At 62.4% G+C, this 20,025-nt stretch carries 19 protein-coding genes, 1 tRNA gene and 1 other RNA gene; all 21 read left to right on the top strand.

All coding sequences use genetic code 11. The annotated features are described in order from the left end of the window. Positions 1–7 precede the first annotated feature (7 nt). The 21 genes from E5E97_RS14015 (at position 8) to nuoN (ending at position 19,883) form a co-directional block, all read left to right on the top strand. Complete coding sequence (locus tag E5E97_RS14015) at positions 8–613, top strand: LemA family protein (RefSeq protein WP_065477938.1); 606 nt, start codon at positions 8–10, stop codon at positions 611–613. Beyond that, complete coding sequence (locus E5E97_RS14010; RefSeq protein ID WP_118881432.1) at positions 610–1,341, top strand: YgcG family protein; 732 nt, start codon at positions 610–612, stop codon at positions 1,339–1,341. The genes E5E97_RS14015 and E5E97_RS14010 overlap by 4 nt, the downstream gene beginning before the upstream one ends. 20 nt (positions 1,342–1,361) lie before the next feature. After that, on the top strand, positions 1,362–1,979 hold the full coding sequence (locus E5E97_RS14005; protein ID WP_011705669.1) for a TPM domain-containing protein: 618 nt from the start codon (positions 1,362–1,364) through the stop codon (positions 1,977–1,979). Between the two features lie 145 nt (positions 1,980–2,124). Next, positions 2,125–2,212: transfer RNA gene (locus tag E5E97_RS14000), tRNA-Ser, on the top strand. 55 nt (positions 2,213–2,267) lie between these two features. Continuing rightward, positions 2,268–2,396: non-coding RNA, RtT sRNA (locus E5E97_RS13995), on the top strand. Positions 2,397–2,848: 452 nt separating this feature from the next. Further along, positions 2,849–3,607: a flagellar motor protein gene (locus E5E97_RS13990; protein ID WP_011705668.1), complete on the top strand. Its 759-nt coding sequence runs from the start codon at positions 2,849–2,851 to the stop codon at positions 3,605–3,607. After that, positions 3,585–4,460: a flagellar motor protein MotB gene (locus E5E97_RS13985; protein WP_130632587.1), complete on the top strand. Its 876-nt coding sequence runs from the start codon at positions 3,585–3,587 to the stop codon at positions 4,458–4,460. The genes E5E97_RS13990 and E5E97_RS13985 overlap by 23 nt, the downstream gene beginning before the upstream one ends. 258 nt (positions 4,461–4,718) lie before the next feature. Further along, positions 4,719–5,123, top strand: a complete 405-nt coding sequence (locus tag E5E97_RS13980; protein ID WP_016350419.1) for an NADH-quinone oxidoreductase subunit A — start codon at positions 4,719–4,721, stop codon at positions 5,121–5,123. Positions 5,124–5,152: 29 nt separating this feature from the next. After that, positions 5,153–5,827, top strand: coding sequence for an NADH-quinone oxidoreductase subunit B family protein (locus E5E97_RS13975; RefSeq protein WP_005299840.1), 675 nt, complete (start codon positions 5,153–5,155; stop codon positions 5,825–5,827). Between the two features lie 2 nt (positions 5,828–5,829). Next, positions 5,830–7,635 (top strand): NADH-quinone oxidoreductase subunit C/D, encoded by a 1,806-nt coding sequence (nuoC, locus tag E5E97_RS13970; RefSeq protein ID WP_011705665.1) that lies wholly within the window; start codon positions 5,830–5,832, stop codon positions 7,633–7,635. A 61-nt stretch (positions 7,636–7,696) separates the two neighbouring features. Beyond that, positions 7,697–8,239, top strand: a complete 543-nt coding sequence (gene nuoE, locus E5E97_RS13965; protein ID WP_024944068.1) for an NADH-quinone oxidoreductase subunit NuoE — start codon at positions 7,697–7,699, stop codon at positions 8,237–8,239. Beyond that, on the top strand, positions 8,236–9,603 hold the full coding sequence (gene nuoF, locus E5E97_RS13960; RefSeq protein WP_042064349.1) for an NADH-quinone oxidoreductase subunit NuoF: 1,368 nt from the start codon (positions 8,236–8,238) through the stop codon (positions 9,601–9,603). The genes nuoE and nuoF overlap by 4 nt, the downstream gene beginning before the upstream one ends. Before the next feature lie 79 nt (positions 9,604–9,682). Next, the gene (gene nuoG / locus E5E97_RS13955; protein ID WP_171280452.1) at positions 9,683–12,412 is read left to right on the top strand and encodes an NADH-quinone oxidoreductase subunit NuoG; all 2,730 of its coding nucleotides are present in this window, start codon (positions 9,683–9,685) and stop codon (positions 12,410–12,412) included. Then, positions 12,409–13,377 carry an NADH-quinone oxidoreductase subunit NuoH gene (gene nuoH, locus E5E97_RS13950; protein WP_171280451.1) on the top strand — a complete coding sequence of 323 codons (969 nt, stop codon included), beginning with the start codon at positions 12,409–12,411 and terminating at the stop codon, positions 13,375–13,377. The genes nuoG and nuoH overlap by 4 nt, the downstream gene beginning before the upstream one ends. 7 nt (positions 13,378–13,384) lie before the next feature. After that, on the top strand, positions 13,385–13,519 hold the full coding sequence (locus tag E5E97_RS23685; RefSeq protein ID WP_257119727.1) for a hypothetical protein: 135 nt from the start codon (positions 13,385–13,387) through the stop codon (positions 13,517–13,519). Beyond that, positions 13,506–14,048 carry an NADH-quinone oxidoreductase subunit NuoI gene (gene nuoI / locus E5E97_RS13945; RefSeq protein ID WP_011705660.1) on the top strand — a complete coding sequence of 181 codons (543 nt, stop codon included), beginning with the start codon at positions 13,506–13,508 and terminating at the stop codon, positions 14,046–14,048. Before E5E97_RS23685 ends, nuoI begins: the two co-directional genes overlap by 14 nt. Before the next feature lie 10 nt (positions 14,049–14,058). Then, on the top strand, positions 14,059–14,607 hold the full coding sequence (gene nuoJ / locus E5E97_RS13940) for an NADH-quinone oxidoreductase subunit J (RefSeq protein WP_011705659.1): 549 nt from the start codon (positions 14,059–14,061) through the stop codon (positions 14,605–14,607). Beyond that, a complete protein-coding gene (nuoK, locus tag E5E97_RS13935; RefSeq protein WP_005299823.1) occupies positions 14,607–14,915 on the top strand; it encodes an NADH-quinone oxidoreductase subunit NuoK in 309 nt (102 codons plus the stop codon). Before nuoJ ends, nuoK begins: the two co-directional genes overlap by 1 nt. Continuing rightward, the gene (nuoL, locus tag E5E97_RS13930; RefSeq protein ID WP_124251686.1) at positions 14,912–16,759 is read left to right on the top strand and encodes an NADH-quinone oxidoreductase subunit L; all 1,848 of its coding nucleotides are present in this window, start codon (positions 14,912–14,914) and stop codon (positions 16,757–16,759) included. The genes nuoK and nuoL overlap by 4 nt, the downstream gene beginning before the upstream one ends. Before the next feature lie 78 nt (positions 16,760–16,837). After that, positions 16,838–18,358, top strand: coding sequence for an NADH-quinone oxidoreductase subunit M (nuoM, locus tag E5E97_RS13925; protein ID WP_011705657.1), 1,521 nt, complete (start codon positions 16,838–16,840; stop codon positions 18,356–18,358). 61 nt (positions 18,359–18,419) lie between these two features. After that, positions 18,420–19,883: an NADH-quinone oxidoreductase subunit NuoN gene (gene nuoN, locus E5E97_RS13920; RefSeq protein ID WP_011705656.1), complete on the top strand. Its 1,464-nt coding sequence runs from the start codon at positions 18,420–18,422 to the stop codon at positions 19,881–19,883. The last annotated feature ends 142 nt before the right edge of the window (positions 19,884–20,025 follow it).

The following is a 20,025-nucleotide window of genomic DNA, read 5'->3' as shown; positions in this document are numbered from 1 at the left end:
AATGTCAATGGAGAACAACAAGATGGCCACTTCACTCTGGCAGAGGGCAACCCAGTCCCTGTTGGTTATGACCCTGCTGCTGGGCCTGACCGGTTGCGGCATGAACAATATTCCGACCCTGGATGAGCAGGTCAAGGCGAGCTGGGGCCAGGTCGAGAACCAGTATCAGCGCCGCGCCGATCTGGTCCCCAATCTGGTGGCCACCGTCAAGGGCTACGCTAGCCACGAGCAGGAGACCCTCAAGGCGGTGACCGATGCCAGAGCCCGGGTGGGCAGCCTGCAGGTCAGCGATCCCGCCCAGCTCAAGGAGTTTGAAGCGGCCCAGAACCAGCTCTCCGGCGCCCTCTCCCGGCTGATGGTGGTGGTCGAGCGCTATCCGGACCTGAAAGCGGATCAGCAGTTCCTGACCCTGCAGGCCCAGCTGGAAGGCACCGAAAATCGTATTTCGGTGGCCCGGCGCGACTACATAGAAGCGGTACGTCAGTTCAATACCGAGATCCGCACCTTCCCCGGCGTCATCTGGTCCAAGCTGCTCTACTCGGACCTGGAGGCCAAACCCACGTTCAGCGCCAAGCCAGGTGCCGATGAGGCGCCCAAGGTCAGTTTCCAATGAAGCGCGTGATCCGCGCCCTGTTGTCCTGCCTGCTGCTGTGGACGGCGGTGGTGTCCGCCGCCCCCACTTTCCCCGCCTTGAGCGGACGAGTGGTGGACGAGGCCAACCTGATGTCCCGCAAGCAGGCCCACCAGCTCACCCAGCAGCTGGCGGCATTCGAGAAGCGCAGCGGCATCCAGCTGGTGGTGGTCTCCATCGACACGCTGGCGGGCGACACCATCGAGGAGTACGGCTATCAGCTCGGCCGTCATTGGGGCATCGGCCAGAAGGGCAAGGACAACGGGGTGCTGCTGCTGATCGCCCAGGATGAGCGCAAGGTGCGCATCGAGGTGGGCTACGGGTTGGAAGGCGCCCTGCCCGATGCCATCGCCGCCAACATCATCCAGACCCGGATCCTGCCCGCGTTCAAGCGCGGCGACATGGTGGCCGGGGTGGTTGCCGGCAGCCAGGCGATCATGCAGGCGCTGGCGGGCGAGTACAAACCGGTGGACAACGCCAGCAAGGATAAGCTGGGCGGGCCCTGGCTGTTCATCCTGATGGTGATAGTGATGATCGTGCTGCACAACCTGCGTGGCGGTGGTGGTGGCGGCAGAGGTGGCCGGCGCCGCGCCGCTTACCTCGCCGGTGGCTTCGGTGCCGGTCGCTCCGGTGGCGGTTTTGGTGGTGGCGGCGGTTTCAGTGGAGGGGGCGGCAGTTTCGGCGGCGGCGGTGCCTCCGGTGGTTGGTAACAGGGATTAAGAGACGACACATGATTTCGAAACAGTTCTTTCACACGCTGCAGGCCAGGGTCAAACAGGCGGAGCAGGCAACCGATGCCGAGCTGGTGACCGTACTGGCCCCCGCTAGCGACGGCTATCGCTATATTCCCACCCTGTGGGCGGCGCTGCTGGCCATGCTCACCCCGCTGCTGGTATTCGAGCTCGGTTTCTGGCTCGGCTGGTACGAGATCCTGCTGGTGCAGTGGTCGGTCTGGCTGGTGCTGAGCATCCTGTTCCACTGGACCCCCATCAAGATGTACCTGATCCCCAAACAGGTTCGCCAGCACAGGGCAGCCCTGATGGCACGCCTGCAGTTCGTCGAGCAGGGGTTGCATCGTACCCAGGATAGGCTGGGTGTGCTGATCTTCGTCTCGGTGGCCGAGCACTACGTGGAGATCCTGGTGGATGACGGCATCGCCCAGCACATCGACAACGGTCAGTGGCAGGAGATCATCGATGACTTCACCCGCCGGGTACGCAACAAGGAGGTGGAGCAGGGTTTCCTCGAGTGCATCGAGCGGACCAGCGCCATTCTGACCGACGCCTTCCCCGCCACCCGCGACCAGAACGAGCTGCCGGACAGCCTGATCATCCTCCCCAAGCCCTGAGCGGGTTTAAAAAACCGGCATTCTGTTCAAGGGATAGGCGTTCGATAAAGATTATGAAAAATAAGGGGAAAAGTGGTTGACCCAGGCAGCCCTTTCCCCTAAATTACGCCCCGTTCCAGCGCAACGGCGCTGTGAGCAAAAATTTGGTGAGGTGTCCGAGTGGCTGAAGGAGCACGCCTGGAAAGTGTGTATACGGCAACGTATCGAGGGTTCGAATCCCTCCCTCACCGCCAAATTTTAAAGAACCGACCTGATGGTCGGTTTTTTGCTTCTGGGAGCACAGCAAATCTGATGCCCACAGAGGGAGGGTGAGAACCCTCGCCGGGTTCGAGCAGAGCAGCTTGCTGCGATGAACGGCCGCAGGCCGCCCCGAAGGGGTGAGCCACGCAGTGGCGAATCATCCCTCCCTCACCGCCAAATTTTAAAGAACCGACCTGATGGTCGGTTTTTTGCTTTTGGGGTTTTCAGATGCGTGACCCCCGTGAAAGAAAGCAAAACTCTCGTTGGGTACGAGCAACGTTGCCTGTGGTAATGGAGGGCTGCCCGCCGCCCCCAAGGAAAAACCACACGGACTGAAGCATCCAATTCCCACAATCCAATCTAAGAAAACCGGCTCAATGGCCGGTTTTTTTTCTTCTCACATTTGCAATCTGATCTGCTGGGTCTCTCTTCCCGTCAAAGTCCCGCGACAGACCCTCCCCTTTTCGGTAAAACGCCCTGCATGGCCCGGCTGCTTGCCACCCGGGAAAGAAATCTGTCCATCTAGGTCAAGGCACTCACTTTATTGCTCATCGATTGGATATCATTTTGAAAAACTGATACTTAAATAGCTACACTAGCCATTATCAATATTCAGGGATGTATAAAAAATGAGCTTAATCGGCCTGGTCCTGGCATTGATCGCCATCCTGGGCGGCAACATGATCGAGGGTGGACATCCCAGCGCCCTGCTCGATCTGCCCGCCTTCCTTATCGTGATCGGAGGCACCATAGGTGCCGCCTTGACCCAGTTCCCCTTCTCCGTTGTCGGCAGCACTCTCAAGCGTTTCAAGTGGCTGCTGGCCCCTCTCAAACTCGACATGCAGCAGCAGGCCGAACTGCTGGAAAACCTGGCCGGCAATGCCAGGCGCAGCGGCATGCTGGCCCTCGAAGGCATGATCGACGAGATCAAGGATCCCTTCCTGCAAAAAGGGGTGCAGATGATGGTCGACGGCTACGAGAAGACCAAGATCCACGAGGTGCTGGAGAACGAGATCGAGTTCGAGCAAGAAGATCTCGAGCAGACCGTCAAATTCTATGAAGCCATGGGTGGCTACTGCCCGACCATGGGGATCGTGGGGGCGGTGTTTGGCCTGATCCACGCCATGGGCCTGCTGGATGCCCCTGACAAGCTGGGTGGCGCCATCGCGGTGGCCTTTATCGCCACCATCTACGGGGTATCGGCCGCCAACCTGATCTTCCTGCCCTTCGGCAACCGTTACAAAGGGTTTGCCCATCAGATCCGCCACTACAAGGAGATGACCCTGACCGGTATCCTCTGCATCGTGGATGGCGAATCCCAGCAACGCCTGCAAGTCACCCTCGAACCCTACCTCGGAGGCCACGGTGGCAAAAAAGAAAAAGGCTGAAGCGCCGGAGAACCACGAACGCTGGCTGGTCTCCTATGCCGACTTCATGACATTGCTGTTCGCCCTGTTCGTGGTGCTCTACTCCTTTGCCATGGCCAAGCAGTCTGAAACCCGGGTGCTGATCCAGGGCTTCATCGAATCGCTGGGCAAAATTGGCCTCATCTCCCCTGCCGCGGGCTCCCCCGTGATGCAGGGCGGTACCGGGATCCTGGAACCCGAGTCCAAGACCACCCCCAGCAGCCCGAAGAAGGAGACGGTGTTGGAGAAGGATGCCCCCATGGCCGCCTCGGACCCCTTCAACGAAACCATCGGCGCCTCGGAGAAGCCGAGCGCAACGGAGTCATGGCCTCACAAGACCAAGGAGCAGGAGTGGGTGCAGGTCACCAAGAAGAAGCTCGAGCAGCAGCTCAAGGCACAGATTGAATCCAAGGATCTGGAGGTAGAACAACTGGGCAGCCAGCTGGTGATCCGCATCGGCGAGAAGGCGCTGTTCCCGGCCGACTCCGCCTTCCTGCAGCCCCAGTTCATTCCGCTGGTCAACAAGATCTCCGGCATTCTGGCTGACATTCCGGGCAAGGTCGTGGTCACCGGCCACACCGACAACTCCCAGGCCCCGGTAGAGCTCTATCGCAGCAACTGGGAACTGTCGGTATTGCGCTCCGCCTCCATCGTGCACACATTGCTGACCAACCCCAAACTCGATGCCACCCGGGTCATCGCCCAGGGGGTAGCGGATGCCCAGCCCCGCTATCCCAATGACACAGCCGAACATCGTCAGGCCAACCGCCGGGTCGAGATCACCCTCTCCCAGGGCAAGGCAGCCGAACAGGCTCTACCCATCCTCAAACCCTGATCGAGCAGACCCCGCCTTGCGGGGTCTCTCATTTCACGATTAGTTTATTTTTCACACGATCCCGCCATTTCCGTCACATCCTAAAAGCGATTGAAAATGATTCTCAAATAGGAACATTGACTCCGCTAGCAAAATACGATTTTCCTCCCGATGATTAATAATTAATCCTTTGAAATGACATGTAAATCAGTACGAAAGTGGCATAATACGTAACATCCTTGTTAAATCGCGTGATTAATTCGGTTAGGGAAAACTCCTATGTTTGCTGATATTGCTGTCCAGCATTGGGCTTTTGCTGTCTATGTAGTTGGGGCCATCTGCATCTGCCTGACCATGATCGGCCTTGCCGCCCTGCTGGGTGGTCGAGCCTATGGTCGTGCCAAGAACAAACCCTTCGAATCTGGCGTCGATTCGGTGGGCAATGCCCGTCTACGCTTCTCCGCCAAGTTCTATCTGGTTGCCATGTTCTTCGTCATCTTCGACGTCGAGGCACTCTACCTCTTCGCCTGGTCCGTCTCCGTTCGAGAAAGCGGCTGGGTCGGTTTCATCGAAGCCACCATCTTTATCTCCCTGCTGCTGGTAGGACTCGTCTACCTGTGGCGCATTGGCGCCCTCGACTGGGCACCGAAAAAGCGCGTCCTGACCGACAAGAAGCCAGACTGAATTACTGATTATCCCTTTGAGGTTGCACCATGAAGTACACCCTGACCCGGATCGACCCAGATGCGCCCGTTGAGCGCTACCCCCAGGAACAGCGCCAGACCGTCGAGGATCCCCTGGCTCAAGAGGCCTCACGCGGCATCATGATCGGGCGCCTCGAAGAGGTGCTGCAAGACACTGTCAACTGGGGCCGCAAGAACTCCCTCTGGCCTTACAACTTCGGCATCTCCTGCTGCTACGTAGAGATGTGTACCGCCTTCACCTCCCCCCATGATGTGGCCCGCTTCGGTGCCGAAGTCATTCGTGCCTCACCGCGCCAGGCCGATTTCATGGTGATCGCCGGCACCCCCTTCATCAAGATGGCCCCCGTCATCCAGCGTCTGTATGAACAGCTGCTCGAACCCAAGTGGGTCATCTCCATGGGTGCCTGCGCCAACTCCGGCGGCATGTACGACATCTACTCGGTTGTTCAGGGCGTCGACAAGTTCCTGCCGGTCGACGTTTATATTCCGGGTTGTCCACCCCGTCCCGAGGCATTCCTGCAGGCGCTGATGCTGCTGCAGGACTCCATCGGCAAAGAGCGCCGTCCGCTCTCTTGGGTGGTTGGCGATCAGGGTATCTATCGCCCCCAAATGCCTGCCGAGAAGGACCGCAAGCGTGGCGAGCGGATCAACGTCACCAACCTGCGCACGCCGGATGAGATCTGACCATGAAACTGACTCGAGAATTTCCCAGCAACTACGCCATGGCCCAATGGCAACCGAGTGATCACAAAGACGCTCAGGTGATCGGCGAGCTGTTCGCCCATTTCGGTGCCGAACGTTTCACCATCCAGAATACCCGCACCGGCGTGCCGGTGGTCTGGCTCTCCCGCGAACTGCTGCTGGATGTCATGGGCTTCCTGCGCAAGCTCCCCTCCCCGTTCGTGATGCTGTTCGATCTCAGCGCCACCGACGAGCGGATGCGCAGCCATCGCCACGACCTGCCCGACAGCGACTTCACCGTCTTCTATCACCTCATTTCCATCGATCGCAACGCCGACCTGATGCTGAAGGTGCCGCTCAAGGAGGGGGATCTGACGCTGCCCACCGTCAGCCGCCACTTCCCCAACGCCAACTGGTATGAACGGGAAGTGTGGGATCTGATGGGCATCAATTTCGATGGTCACCCCCACCTGACCCGCATCATGATGCCCAAGAGCTGGCAGGGTCACCCGCTGCGCAAGGATTATCCGGCGCGTGCCACCGAATTTGATCCCTTCATGCTCGATGCGGTCAAGCAGGATCAGGAGCAGGACAACCTGCTGTTCAAACCGGAAGAGTGGGGCATGGCCCGTGGCAACGAGAACGAGGACTACATGTTCTTGAACCTCGGCCCCAACCACCCCTCCGCGCACGGCGCCTTCCGCCTGGTGCTGCAGCTCGATGGCGAGGAGATCCGCGACTGCGTGCCCGACATCGGCTATCACCACCGCGGGGCCGAGAAGATGGGCGAGCGCCAGTCCTGGCACAGCTACATCCCCTATACCGACCGGGTCGAGTACTTAGGGGGGGTGATGAACAACCTGCCCTACGTACTGGCGGTCGAAAAGCTGGCCGGCATCAAGGTGCCACAGCGGGTCGACATGATCCGGGTGATGCTGGCTGAGCTGTTCCGCATCCAGAGTCACCTGCTGTTCATCGGTACCTATATCCAGGACGTGGGTGCCATGACCCCGGTCTTCTTCACCTTCACCGACCGGCAGCGGATTTACACCATCATCGAGGCCATCACCGGCGCCCGTATGCATCCGGCCTGGTTCCGCATCGGCGGCGTGGCCCACGATCTGCCCGTCGGCTGGCAGCGACTGGTGCAAGACAACCTGCTGAGCTGGCTGCCCAAGCGGCTGATGGACTATGAGAAGGCCGCCATGCGCAACAGCATACTGCGTGGCCGCACCATCGGCGTCGCCGCCTACAACACAGAGCAGGCGCTGGCCTGGGGCACCACGGGCGGCGGTCTTCGCGCCACTGGCCTCAACTTCGACGTGCGCAAGTGGCGTCCCTACTCCGGCTACGATCAGTTCGAATTCGAAGTACCGGTCGGCGCCAACGGTGATGCCTACGATCGCGCCCTGGTGCGCATCGAGGAGGTGCGCCAGAGCATGCGCATCATAGAGCAGTGCATGAAGAACATGCCGGAAGGGCCGTTCAAGGCGGATCACCCGCTCACCACGCCGCCACCCAAAGAGCGCACCCTGCAGGACATCGAGACCCTGATCACCCACTTTCTGCAAGTGTCGTGGGGCCCGGTCATGCCGGCCGCCGAGTCCTTCCAGATGATCGAGGCGACCAAGGGGATCAACAGTTATTACCTGACCAGCGATGGCTCCACCATGAGCTACCGGACCCGGATCCGCACCCCGAGCTTTGCTCACCTGCAGCAGATCCCCTCGGTGATCCGTGGCCAGATGGTGTCGGACCTCATCGTCTATCTGGGCAGTATCGATTTCGTTATGTCGGATGTGGACCGTTGAGTAACGGCTGTTACCAAGACCCGTTACACGACAAAAAGGACAAGCCACAAAAGGTTAAGCCATGAGCCAGCAATGTCAGTGCCAACACAATCAGTCCCCGCAGGGACAGAGTTCATGCCAGGGCAAGGGGAAGGATTTCGTCCTGAGCCAGGCAGAACGCGATGCCATCGAGCATGAGAAACACCACTACGAAGATCCCCGTGCCGCCAGCATTGAAGCGCTCAAGATAGTGCAGCAGGCCCGCGGCTGGGTACCTGACGGTGCCATCCACGCCATCGCCGCCGAGCTCGGCATCCCCGCCAGCGACGTGGAGGGGGTCGCCACCTTCTACAGCCAGATCTTCCGCCAGCCGGTCGGTCGCCACATCATCCGCGTCTGTGACAGCATGGTCTGCTACATCAACGGCCACGAACAACTGCTGGCCGGCCTGAAAGAGGTGATGGACCTGGCACCCGGCCAGACCTCCGCCGACGGCCGCTTCACCCTGCTGCCGGTCTGCTGCCTCGGCAACTGCGACAAGGGGCCGGCGCTGATGATCGACGATGACACCTACGGTGGGCTCGACGCCGTCAGCCTGCTCAAGACCCTGGAGGCTTACCCATGAGTCTGGCATCCCTTGGTACCGCCAATCGCATCGCCCGCGCGGCCGAGACCCACCCTCTCACCTGGCGGCTGCGCGACGACGGCCAGCCGGTCTGGCTGGATGAATACCAGAGCAAGCAGGGTTACGATGCGGCCCGCAAGGCACTGGGCCAGATGAGCCCGGATGAGATCGTCGGCACCGTCAAGGATGCCGGCCTCAAGGGTCGCGGCGGCGCCGGTTTCTCCACCGGCGTGAAGTGGGGCCTGATGCCCAAAGACGAGAGCATGAACATCCGTTACCTGCTCTGCAACGCCGACGAGATGGAGCCGAACACCTACAAGGATCGGCTGTTGATGGAGCAACTGCCCCACCTGCTGATCGAGGGGATGATCATCTCGGCCAAGGCCCTCAAGGCCTACCGTGGCTACATCTTCTTGCGCGGCGAGTACGTCGATGCCGCCACCAACCTGCGCCGCGCGGTGGAGGAGGCCAAGGCTGCCGGTCTGCTCGGCAAGAACATCCTGGGCTCGGGCTTTGACTTCGAGCTGTTCGTCCACACCGGCGCGGGTCGTTACATCTGCGGCGAAGAGACGGCGCTCATCAACTCCCTGGAGGGTCGCCGCGCCAACCCACGCGCCAAGCCCCCCTTCCCCGCCGTTTCCGGCGTCTGGGGCAAGCCGACCTGCGTCAACAACGTCGAGACCCTGTGCAACGTACCCGCCATCATCGGCAACGGTGTGGCCTGGTATCAGGGGCTGGCGCTGCCGGGGTCGGAAGATCACGGCACCAAGCTGATGGGCTTCTCCGGCAAGGTCAACAACCCCGGCCTGTGGGAGCTGCCGTTTGGCATCACCGCCCGCGAGCTGTTCGAAAACTATGCCGGTGGCATGAAGCCCGGCTATCGCCTGAAAGCCTGGCAACCGGGCGGGGCCGGTACCGGCTTCCTGCTGCCCGAGCACCTGGATGCCCAGATGTACGCCGGCGGCATCGGCAAGGTCGGCACCCGGATGGGCACGGGCCTTGCCATGGCGGTGGATGACAGCATCAACATGGTCTCCCTGCTGCGCAACATGGAAGAGTTCTTCGCCCGCGAGTCCTGCGGCTGGTGCACTCCCTGCCGCGACGGCCTGCCCTGGAGCGTCAAGCTGCTGCGCGCGCTGGAGCGAGGCGAGGGCCAGCCAGGGGATCTCGCCACCCTGGAGCAGCTGGTCAGCTTCCTCGGCCCAGGCAAGACCTTCTGCGCCCATGCCCCTGGCGCCATCGAGCCGCTGGGCAGTGCGATGAAGTATTTCCGGTCGGAATTCGAGGCCGGCGTCAAGGCGCCGCAGGATAATCGCAAGCAGCTCAAGGGTATCCAGCCCAACCTGCTGGGCGAGCGCTGGTAAGGCACGCAGGGCGCCCACCGCGGGCCCGCTGAACCGGCGCGAGCCAAAGAATTTATCTCATTGAAGTCAGGGAAGTTGTATGGCCACCATTCATGTAGACGGTAAAGAGTACGAGGTAGACGGGGCAGATAACCTGCTGCAAGCCTGTCTGTCCCTTGGTCTGGACGTCCCCTATTTTTGCTGGCACCCGGCGCTTGGTAGCGTCGGCGCCTGCCGCCAGTGTGCGGTGAAACAGTATCAGAATGCCGACGACAAGCGCGGCCGCCTGGTCATGTCCTGCATGACCCCCTCCACCGATGGCACCTATATCTCCATCGAGGACGAAGAGGCGAAGGAGTTCCGCAAGACGGTGGTGGAGTGGCAGATGACCAACCACCCCCACGACTGCCCGGTGTGCGAAGAGGGTGGCTCCTGCCACCTGCAGGACATGACGGTGATGACCGGCCACAACAGCCGTCGCTACCGCTTCACCAAGCGCACCCACCAGAATCAGGATCTGGGCCCCTTCATCAACCACGAGATGAACCGCTGCATCGCCTGCTATCGCTGCGTCCGTTACTACAAGGACTACGCCGGCGGCGAGGATCTCGGGGTCTACGGCGCCCACGACAACGTCTACTTCGGCCGGGTCGAGGACGGCACCCTGGAGAGCGAGTTCTCCGGCAACCTGGTGGAGGTCTGCCCCACCGGCGTGTTCACCGACAAGACCCACTCCGAGCGTTACAACCGCAAGTGGGACATGCAGTTCGCCCCCAGCATCTGCCAAGGCTGCTCGGTCGGCTGCAACATCAGCCCAGGTGAACGTTATGGCGAGCTGCGCCGCATCGAGAACCGCTATCACGGCGCCCTGAACCACTACTTCCTGTGCGACCGCGGCCGCTTCGGCTACGGCCACGTCAATCTGACCGACCGCCCGCGCCAGCCCCTGCTGCAGGATGGCAATGACAAGCTGGCCATCACGGTGGACGGCGCCCTGAACCGGGCCGCCGATGCCCTGCGCACCGCCGCTGGCGTCATCGGCATCGGCTCGCCCCGCGCGTCGCTTGAGAGCAACTTCGCCCTGCGCGAACTGGTGGGAGCCGCCAACTTCTACAGCGGCGTCGAGCAAAGCGAATGGGAATGCCTGCAGAAGATGCTGCAGATCCTGCAGCACGGCGGCGTGCGCACCCCCAGCCTGCGTGACATGGAAGAGGCCGACGCCGTGCTGGTGCTCGGCGAGGATGTCACCCAGACCGCCGCCCGCATCGCCCTGGCCCTGCGTCAGGCCGTCAAGGGCAAGGGCCGCGAAATCGCCCGCAAGCTGAAGGTGGATCTGTGGCAGGTCGCCGCGGTGCAGACCCTGGCCCAGAACGAGCGCTACCCGCTGCTGATCACCAGCCTGGACAGCACCCGACTGGACGACGTGGCGAGCGGCACCCTGCACGCCCCTCACGCGGATCAGGCGCGCCTCGGCTTCGCCATCGCCCATCTGCTCGATGGCAGCGCCCCTGCCCTGACCGATCTCGCCCCCGAGCAGCAGGCCCTGGCCGCCAGCTGGGCCACGCTGCTCGGCAACGCCAAGAAGCCGCTCATCATCGCCGGTACCGGTGCCCGCAGCCAGGCGCTGCTTGAGGCGGCCAGCAACATCGCCCACGCCCTCAAGGGCCGTGGCCAGGCCGTGGAGCTCGCCCTGGTCGCCCAGGAGACCAACAGCCTGGGGCTGGCCATGCTGGCCGGCAATGCCGCCCCGCTGGAAGCCGCCCTCGAGCGTATCGAAAGAGAAGAGAAGCTCGCGCTGGTGATGCTCGAGAACGATCTCTATCGCCGCGCAGCGCGCAGCCGCGTTGATGCCGCCATCGACCGTCTGCAGCACCTGCTGGTGGTCGACCATCAGGACACCGGCACCGCCCAGAAGGCGAACCTGGTGCTGCCTGCCGCCAGCTTCGCCGAGGCCGACGGTACCCTCATCAACATGGAAGGCCGCGCCCAGCGCTTCTTCCAGGTCTATGCCCCCGCCTTCTACGACGCCGACATCCAGGTGCGCGAGAGCTGGCGCTGGCTGGCCGCCCTGCAAGGCGTGCTGGATCGCAAACCGCTGCGCTGGAACACCTTCGACGAGGTGAGCAGTGCCTGCGCCGCCAGCGCCCCGCTGCTGACCAGCATGCGCGAGGCCGCACCCAACGCGGGTCTGCGCATCCGCGGCATGAAGCTCGCCCGCGAGCCGCATCGCTACAGTGGCCGTACCTCCATGCTGGCGGACCAGAACGTGAGCGAGCCCAGAGTCGCCCAGGATCCCGACTCGCCCTTCAACTTCTCCATGGAAGGCTACGCCGGTGCCCGCCAGCCGCTGCAACAGGTGCCGTTCGCCTGGGCGCCGGGCTGGAACTCCCCGTCCGCCTGGAACAAGTTCCAGGATGAAGTGGGTGGCAACCTGCGCGCCGGGGATCCCGGTCGCCGTCTGCTGGAAGCGGGCGAGGACAGCCTCGGCTGGTTCGACACCGTCCCCGCCCCGTTCAGCGCCAAAGAGGCGCTGCAGGTGGTGAGCTATGACCAGCTGTTTGGCGGCGAAGAGCTGTCTGCCAGAAGCCCGGTCATCCAGGCCCGCATGAGCGAGCCCGTGCTGGTGCTGAACCCGGCCGACGCCAGTCGTCTCGCCCTCAGTGCCGGCAGCCAGGTCGCCTTCTCCTGGGGTGGCCACCACTGGCGGTTGACCCTGCGGCTGAGCGAGCATCTGGCCGCGGGTCTGGTGGGTCTGCCGCTCGGTGTCAACGGTCTGCCGACCGCCCTGCACCAGCAATATCTCGCTAACCTGCAGGAGGCCATCGCATGAGCGACTCTCTGATCGATCTGTTGCTGGAAATCGGCAAGGCATTGATCGTGCTGGTGGGGATCGTGGGGGCCGGTGCCTTCATGAGCTTCATCGAGCGCCGTCTGCTGGCGCTGTGGCAGGATCGTTACGGCCCCAACCGGGTAGGCCCCTTCGGCCTGCTGCAGCTGGCGGCCGACATGATCAAGATGTTCTTCAAAGAGGACTGGATCCCGCCGTTCGCCGATCGCCGGATCTTCGTGCTGGCCCCCATCATCGCCTTTACCGCCTTCATTCTGGCGTTTGCGGTGGTGCCGATCACCCCCACCTGGGGCGTGGCGGACCTCAACGTGGGGCTGCTCTACATCCTGGCCATCGCGGGGCTGGCGGTCTACGCCGTGCTGTTCGCCGGCTGGTCGAGCAACAACAAGTACTCATTGCTTGGCAGCCTGCGCGCTTCGGCTCAGACCCTCTCCTACGAGGTGTTCCTGGGCCTATCCTTGATGGGCATCGTCATCCAGGCCGGCAGCTTCAACCTGCGGGATATCGTGGAAGCCCAAGCAGGACTGTGGAACGTGATCCCCCAGATCCTGGGCTTCATCACCTTCCTGTTTGCCGGCGTCGCCGTCACCCACCGCCATCCGTTTGACCAGCCGGAAGCCGAGCAGGAGCTCGCCGACGGTTATCACATCGAGTATGCGGGCATGAAATGGGGTCTGTTCTTCGTGGGCGAGTATATCGGCATCGTGCTGATCTCTTCGCTCATCGTGACCCTGTTCTTCGGTGGCTGGCACGGCCCCTGGCTGCCGCCCTTCATCTGGTTTGCCCTGAAGACCGCCTGTTTCATGGTGTTCTTCATCCTGCTGCGGGCCTCCCTGCCCCGCCCGCGCTTTGACCAGGTGATGTCGTTTGGCTGGAAAGTCTGCCTGCCGCTGACCCTGCTCAACATGCTGGTCACCGGCGCCGTGGTGCTGATGAATGCGCAGTGAGGCCGCAATGGACAGAAAAATTGTGATGCCGTTTGGCTGGAACGTCTGCTTGCCCGCCGCCCTGCATCCCGCTCTGGATGCAGCCGGTGCGGGCTGTGGTGCTGATGAATGTGCAGTGAGGCACGACTATGAAAATTATTAACATCATCAAGGGTGTCGGCACCCAATTGCGCAGCCTGGGGATGGTGTTCTCCCATGCCTGGAGCCCCCGCGAGACCCTCAACTATCCGGAACAGGCTGTCTATGCGGCGCCCCGCTATCGCGGCCGCATCGTGCTGACTCGCGATCCGGATGGCGACGAGCGCTGCGTGGCCTGCAACCTGTGTGCGGTGGCCTGCCCGGTCGGCTGCATCTCGCTGCAGAAATCCGAGCGGGAAGATGGTCGCTGGTATCCGGAGTTCTTTCGCATCAACTTCTCTCGCTGCATCTTCTGCGGCCTGTGCGAAGAGGCCTGCCCCACCACCGCCATCCAGCTGACGCCGGATTTCGAGATGGGCGAGTACCGCCGCCAGGATCTGGTGTACGAGAAGGAAGATCTGCTGATAAGCGGCCCCGGCAAGTATCCGGATTACAACTTCTACCGCATGAGCGGGATGGCCATCGACGGCAAGCCGAAAGGGGATGCCGAGAACGAAGCCAAGCCCATCGATGTCAAGAGCCTGCTGCCCTGAGGAGTCAATCATGGAACTGGCATTCTATGCCGCGGCCCTGGTCGCCATTTACAGCACGCTGCGGGTGATCAGCACCAGCAATCCGATGCACGCGCTGCTCAATCTCATTATCTCCCTCATCGCCGTGGCCATGATCTTCTTCTGCCTGGGCGCCTCCTTCGCGGGTGCCCTGCAAGTGATCGTCTATGCGGGCGCCATCATGGTGCTGTTCGTGTTCGTGGTGATGATGCTGAACCTGGGCTCGGCCCAGGATCAGGAAAAGAACTGGCTCACCCCCACCACCTGGGTGGGCCCCGGCCTGCTTTCGCTCATTCTGCTGGGTTTTCTGGCCTACGGCATTCTCGGGGTCACCGGCGGTGAACTCGGTCTGACCGACGTCAGTGCCAAAGCGGTTGGCATCGCCCTGTTCGGTCCTTACGTGCTGGCGGTGGAGCTTGCCTCCATCCTGCTGCTGGCGGGTCTGGTCACCGCCTATCACCTGGGCCGTGAAGACAAGAGCGGGGAAGTGCTCTCCGTGCCAAAAGCCTCGGCACATCCGTCTCAAGAAGGAGGTCAATGATGAACGGAATCCCGATGGAACACGGCCTGCTGCTGGCTGCCGTGCTGTTCTGTATCGGCCTGTGCGGCCTGCTGATACGTCGCAACTTGCTGTTTATCCTCATGAGTATCGAGATCATGATGAACGCGTCGGCACTGGCATTCGTGGTGGCTGGCAGCCGCTGGGCCCAGGCTGATGGCCAGATCATGTACATACTGGTGATTTCTCTGGCGGCAGCGGAGGCCAGTATCGGCCTCGCCCTGTTACTGCTGCTCTATCGTCGTTACCACACCCTCAACGTGGACACTGTGAGCGAGATGCGCGGATGAGCCTCCTATACCTGACTTTTCTGTTTCCGCTGCTGGGATGGCTGGTGCTGGCCTTCTCCATCGGTCGTTTCGGCGAGCGCACTGCTGCGCTCATCGGCGTCGGCAGCATAGGGCTGTCGGCCCTCACTACCCTGTGGGTCGGCATCGATTTCCTCAACACCATGCCAACTGGCGGCGTCTATACCCAGACCCTGTGGCAGTGGATAACGGTGGGTAAATTCACCCCCACCTTCCGCCTGGCGCTGGACGGTCTGTCGCTGACCATGCTCGGCGTGGTCACCGGGGTGGGTTTCTTCATCCACCTGTTTGCCTCTTGGTACATGCGCGGGGAAGAGGGCTATTCGCGCTTCTTCACCTACACCAACCTGTTCATCGCCAGCATGGTGTTCCTGGTGCTGGCCGATGACCTGCTGTTCGTCTACCTCGGCTGGGAAGGGGTGGGGCTGTGCAGCTACCTGCTGATCGGCTTCTACTACCGCAACCCGGCCAACGGCGCTGCCGCCCTCAAGGCGTTCGTGGTGACCCGGGTCGGCGACGTGTTCCTCGCCATCGGTCTGTTTGTCCTCTACCGGGAGCTGGGCACCCTCAACATTCACGAGTTGCTGGTACGTGCACCGCTGATGTTTGCCGAGGGCTCCCCTGCCCTGTCGTTTGCCTGTCTGATGCTGCTTGGCGGCGCCGTCGGCAAATCGGCCCAGCTGCCGCTGCAGACCTGGCTGGCGGATGCGATGGCGGGCCCGACCCCGGTCTCGGCGCTGATCCACGCAGCCACCATGGTGACCGCCGGTGTCTATCTCATCGCCCGTACCCACGGCCTGTTCCTGCTGGCCCCTGAGATCCTGCATCTGGTGGCGCTGGTCGGTGCCATCACCCTGGTGCTGGCAGGCTTTGCGGCCCTGGTGCAAACCGACATCAAGCGGATCCTGGCTTACTCCACCATGAGCCAGATTGGCTACATGTTCCTGGCCCTCGGTGTTGGCGCCTGGGAAGGGGCCATCTTCCACTTGATGACCCACGCCTTCTTCAAGGCGCTGCTGTTCCTCTCCGCAGGTGCCGTGATCGTCGCGACCCACCACGAGCAGAACATCTTCAAGATGGGGGGCCTGCGCAAGAGCCTGCCGCTGGTCTATGCCTGCTTCCTGGTAGGGGGCTCGGCCCTGGCCGCGCTGCCGCTGGTGACCGCCGGTTTCTACAGTAAAGACGCCATCTTGTGGCAGGTGCAGGCCAGTGGCCAGAGCGCCCTGCTGTGGGCCGGTCTGGGTGGTGCCTTCCTCACCTCCCTCTACACCTTCCGCCTGATCTTCATCGCCTTCCACGGCAAGGAGCAGACCCAGGCTCACGCCGGTCACGGCCTGGCCCATCAGCTGCCGCTGCTGGTCCTGCTGGTGCTCTCCACCGGCATCGGCGCCTTGATCGTGCCGCCGCTGGCGGGGGTACTGCCAGCAGGTCCGGGGGATCACATCGAAGAGGGGCGCCATGGGCTGGAGATCACCTCCGCCATCATCGCCATCGCCGGCATTGCCCTGGCCGCCTTCCTGTTCCTGGGCGAGCGCCGTCTGGCCAGCAGCGTGGCCAACAGTGCGCCGGGCAAGTTGCTCAGCACTCTCTGGTTCAATGCCTGGGGCTTTGACTGGCTTTACGATCAGCTGTGGGTCAAACCATATCTGCTGGCGACCCGGCTGCTCGGCAAGGATCCGCTGGACTGGATGATGAACCTGCCGGCCTGGCTGGCACAGAGTGGCCACCAGCTGTTGGCCTGGACCGTTTCCGGCAAGTTGCGCTGGTATGCAGCTTCCATGGGGATGGGCGCCGCCCTGATCCTGGCCCTGCTGCTGCTCGGCTGATCCCGTGATGCAGCCCCTGAACTCGCAGCAAGCCCACGGGCCTGCACAGTGACTAGAACATAGACGAGAGCTGATATCGTGACCTTACTCTGGATCTTGTTAATACCCTTCATCGGCGGTCTGCTCTGTTGGCAGACCGAGCGATTCGGCGAGTACTTCGTACGCTGGGTCGCCCTGCTGTCGATGAGCGCCTGCCTGCTGCTCTCCTGCGCCGTCTGGTGGAGCGGTGACTTCACCCTGGCAGCCCAGGGCGGCGTGCCCGTCTGGGCCGCCGAACTGCAACTGCCCTGGATCCCCCGCTTCGGCATCTCATTGCACCTGGCGGTGGATGGCTTGTCGCTGTTGATGGTGATCCTCACCTGCTTCATCGGCGTGCTGGCCATCCTCTGTTCCTGGAAGGAAATCGTGCAGCGCATCGGCTTCTTCCACCTCAACCTGTTGTGGATCCTGGGTGGCGTACTCGGCGTCTTCATGGCGCTGGACCTGTTCCTCTTCTTCTTCTTCTGGGAGATGATGCTGGTACCGATGTACTTCCTGATTGCGCTGTGGGGCCACTCGGTCACCGACGGCAAATCCCGGATCAACGCCGCCACCAAGTTCTTCATCTACACCCAGGTCAGCGGCCTCATCATGCTGGTCGCCATCCTGGGCCTGGTGCTGACTCACCATGCCGCCACCGGCGTGTTCACCTTTGACTATCAGGACTTGTTGAATACCCCGATGAGCAAGGGCGTGCAGTGGCTGCTGATGCTGGGCTTCTTCATCGCCTTCGCGGTCAAGATGCCGCTGGTGCCGCTGCACGGCTGGCTGCCGGATGCCCACAGCCAGGCACCGACCGCGGGTTCCGTGGACTTGGCGGGGATCCTGCTGAAGACCGCCGCCTACGGCCTGCTGCGCTTCGCCCTGCCGCTGTTCCCCGAGGCGTCCGCCGAATTTGCCCCCTACGCCATGGTGCTGGGTCTCATCGGCATCGTCTACGGCGCCATCGTGGCGTTCGCCCAGACCGACATCAAGCGGCTGGTGGCCTACACCAGCATCTCCCACATGGGCTTCGTGATGATCGCCATCTACTCCGGCAGCGAGCTGGCCCTGCAAGGCGCCGTGGTGCAGATGATCGCCCACGGCCTCTCCGCCGCCGGCCTCTTCATCCTGTGCGGTCAGCTCTACGAGCGGCTGCACACCCGGGACCTGCGTCTGATGGGCGGGCTGTGGGGCCGTCTGCGCTACCTGCCCGGCGTGATGCTGTTCTTCTCGGTCGCCTCTCTGGGGATGCCGGGCACCGGCAACTTCGTCGGCGAGTTCCTGATCCTCATCGGCAGCTTCCAGGTTGCCCCCGTGCTCACCATCATCGCCACCTTCGGGCTGGTGCTGGCCTCGGTCTACTCCCTCATCATGCTGCAGCGCGCCTGCTTCGGTACCCCCAAGGACGAGAGCGTCCTCAAGGGGCTCGACAGCCGCGAGCTGGTGATGATGATGACCATTGCCGGCCTGCTGGTGCTGCTCGGTGTCTATCCCCAACCTGTGCTCGACACCGCGGGCAACAGCCTGCTGAGCGTGCTGCACTGGTACGCCCTGCCCTTCGCAGGAGCATTGCAATGAGAGTGACCGCTGTTAAACCGCTGGCCCTGTTGCCTTCCTTGTCCATTACAGGAGCACTGCAATGACCTTCACCGCTTCGCAACTGCTGGCCCTGCTGCCCCTGTTGCTGACAACCGGGGCCATGGTGGCCCTGATGCTGGCCATCGCCTGGAAACGGTGCGATGACACCGCCTTCGTGGTCACCATCGCCGGCCTCAACCTGGCGCTTTTCTCCCTGCCCATCGTGATGGCACAGGGCGATCAGGGGGTCACCCCGCTGCTGCAGATCGATGGCTACGCCGTCTTCTACATGGGCCTGGTGCTCATCGGTGCCCTGGCGACCTGTACCTTCGGCCGCTCCTGGCTCAAGGGCTATCCGGACAACCGGGAAGAGTTCTACCTGCTGCTGCTGATCGCCACCGCCGGTGGCCTGGTGCTGGCCGGCTCCCGTCACCTCGCCTCCCTGTTCATCGGGATCGAGATGCTGACCCTGCCGATGTTCGGTCTGGTGGGCTACGCCTATCGCGAGCGCCACTCGCTGGAGGCCAGCATCAAGTACATGGTGCTCTCCGCAGCCGCCACCGCCTTCCTGCTGTTCGGCATGGCGCTGCTCTATGCCCAGGCCGGCAGCCTGAGCTTCAGCGATCTGGGGCTGACCCTGGCCACCACCCCGGCTCACCACCCGCTGCTGATGGGTGGTCTGGGTCTGATGCTGGTCGGCTTTGCCTTCAAGCTCTCCCTGGCACCGTTCCACCTCTGGACCCCGGACGTGTACGAAGGGGCGCCGGCCCCGGTGGCCACCTTCCTCGCCACCGTCAGCAAGATCGCGGTGTTCTGCGTGCTGCTGCGCTTCTACCTGGCGGTGCCCGCCGCCGCGGACCCCATGATCCACTGGCTGCTGGCCGCCATGGCGGTGATCTCCATCGTCATCGGCAACCTGCTGGCTCTGCTGCAGACCAACATCAAGCGGATGATGGGTTACTCCTCCATCTCCCACTTCGGTTACCTGCTGGCGGTGATCGTGGCGAGCCGTCTCGGCCAGATGCCGGTGGAAGCGGCCGGCGTCTATCTGCTGATGTATCTGTTCACCAGCCTGGGGGCCTTCGGCGTCATCAGCATGATGTCCAGCCCCTATCGCGGCAAGGATGCGGACTCCCTGCACAGCTACCGCGGCCTGTTCTGGCGTCGTCCCTACCTGACCGCCGTGCTGACCGTGATGATGCTCTCGCTGGCCGGTATCCCCATGACGCTCGGCTTTATCGGCAAGTTCTACCTGATCGGGGTGACCGTCGATGCGAAGCTGTGGTGGCTCTCCGGCGCCATCGTGCTCGGCAGTGCGCTGGGTCTCTACTACTACCTGCGGGTCATGGTCACCCTCTACCTGCGCGAGCCCGGCATGCAGCTGCGCGACGCCAAGGGAGACTGGGCCATCACCTCCGGTGGTCTGGTGGTGCTGCTCTCCGCCGCGCTGGTGGTGGCACTGGGTCTCTATCCCCAGCCAGTCATCAGCCTGGTGCAGGGCTTCCAGAACGTGGTGCTGCACTGATTTCACGCCCCCAAAAAAAACCGGCCCAAGTGGCCGGTTTTTTTATCTCCACAGCGCTGGATGCCTGTTCAGCCATCTCAAATTTATCTGCCTTTATAACGGCTTATGCTCGCTTGCCGGACACGACCGGGTATCCACCGCG

Source organism: Aeromonas sp. 2692-1 (assembly GCF_013085505.1).
Lineage (GTDB): Bacteria > Pseudomonadota > Gammaproteobacteria > Enterobacterales > Aeromonadaceae > Aeromonas > Aeromonas hydrophila.
This window is presented reverse-complemented; position numbering and strand designations above follow the sequence as displayed.

Bases quoted from the DNA above. Each gene is read 5' to 3' on its own strand.
- E5E97_RS14015 (WP_065477938.1), top strand. From the start codon at position 8: ATGGAGAACAACAAGATGGCCACTTCACTCTGGCAGAGGGCAACCCAG.
- E5E97_RS14010 (WP_118881432.1), top strand. From the start codon at position 610: ATGAAGCGCGTGATCCGCGCCCTGTTGTCCTGCCTGCTGCTGTGGACG.
- E5E97_RS14005 (WP_011705669.1), top strand. From the start codon at position 1,362: ATGATTTCGAAACAGTTCTTTCACACGCTGCAGGCCAGGGTCAAACAG.
- E5E97_RS13990 (WP_011705668.1), top strand. From the start codon at position 2,849: ATGAGCTTAATCGGCCTGGTCCTGGCATTGATCGCCATCCTGGGCGGC.
- E5E97_RS13980 (WP_016350419.1), top strand. From the start codon at position 4,719: ATGTTTGCTGATATTGCTGTCCAGCATTGGGCTTTTGCTGTCTATGTA.
- E5E97_RS13975 (WP_005299840.1), top strand. From the start codon at position 5,153: ATGAAGTACACCCTGACCCGGATCGACCCAGATGCGCCCGTTGAGCGC.
- nuoC (WP_011705665.1), top strand. From the start codon at position 5,830: ATGAAACTGACTCGAGAATTTCCCAGCAACTACGCCATGGCCCAATGG.
- nuoE (WP_024944068.1), top strand. From the start codon at position 7,697: ATGAGCCAGCAATGTCAGTGCCAACACAATCAGTCCCCGCAGGGACAG.
- nuoF (WP_042064349.1), top strand. From the start codon at position 8,236: ATGAGTCTGGCATCCCTTGGTACCGCCAATCGCATCGCCCGCGCGGCC.
- nuoG (WP_171280452.1), top strand. From the start codon at position 9,683: ATGGCCACCATTCATGTAGACGGTAAAGAGTACGAGGTAGACGGGGCA.
- nuoH (WP_171280451.1), top strand. From the start codon at position 12,409: ATGAGCGACTCTCTGATCGATCTGTTGCTGGAAATCGGCAAGGCATTG.
- E5E97_RS23685 (WP_257119727.1), top strand. From the start codon at position 13,385: ATGGACAGAAAAATTGTGATGCCGTTTGGCTGGAACGTCTGCTTGCCC.
- nuoI (WP_011705660.1), top strand. From the start codon at position 13,506: ATGAAAATTATTAACATCATCAAGGGTGTCGGCACCCAATTGCGCAGC.
- nuoJ (WP_011705659.1), top strand. From the start codon at position 14,059: ATGGAACTGGCATTCTATGCCGCGGCCCTGGTCGCCATTTACAGCACG.
- nuoK (WP_005299823.1), top strand. From the start codon at position 14,607: ATGAACGGAATCCCGATGGAACACGGCCTGCTGCTGGCTGCCGTGCTG.
- nuoL (WP_124251686.1), top strand. From the start codon at position 14,912: ATGAGCCTCCTATACCTGACTTTTCTGTTTCCGCTGCTGGGATGGCTG.
- nuoN (WP_011705656.1), top strand. From the start codon at position 18,420: ATGACCTTCACCGCTTCGCAACTGCTGGCCCTGCTGCCCCTGTTGCTG.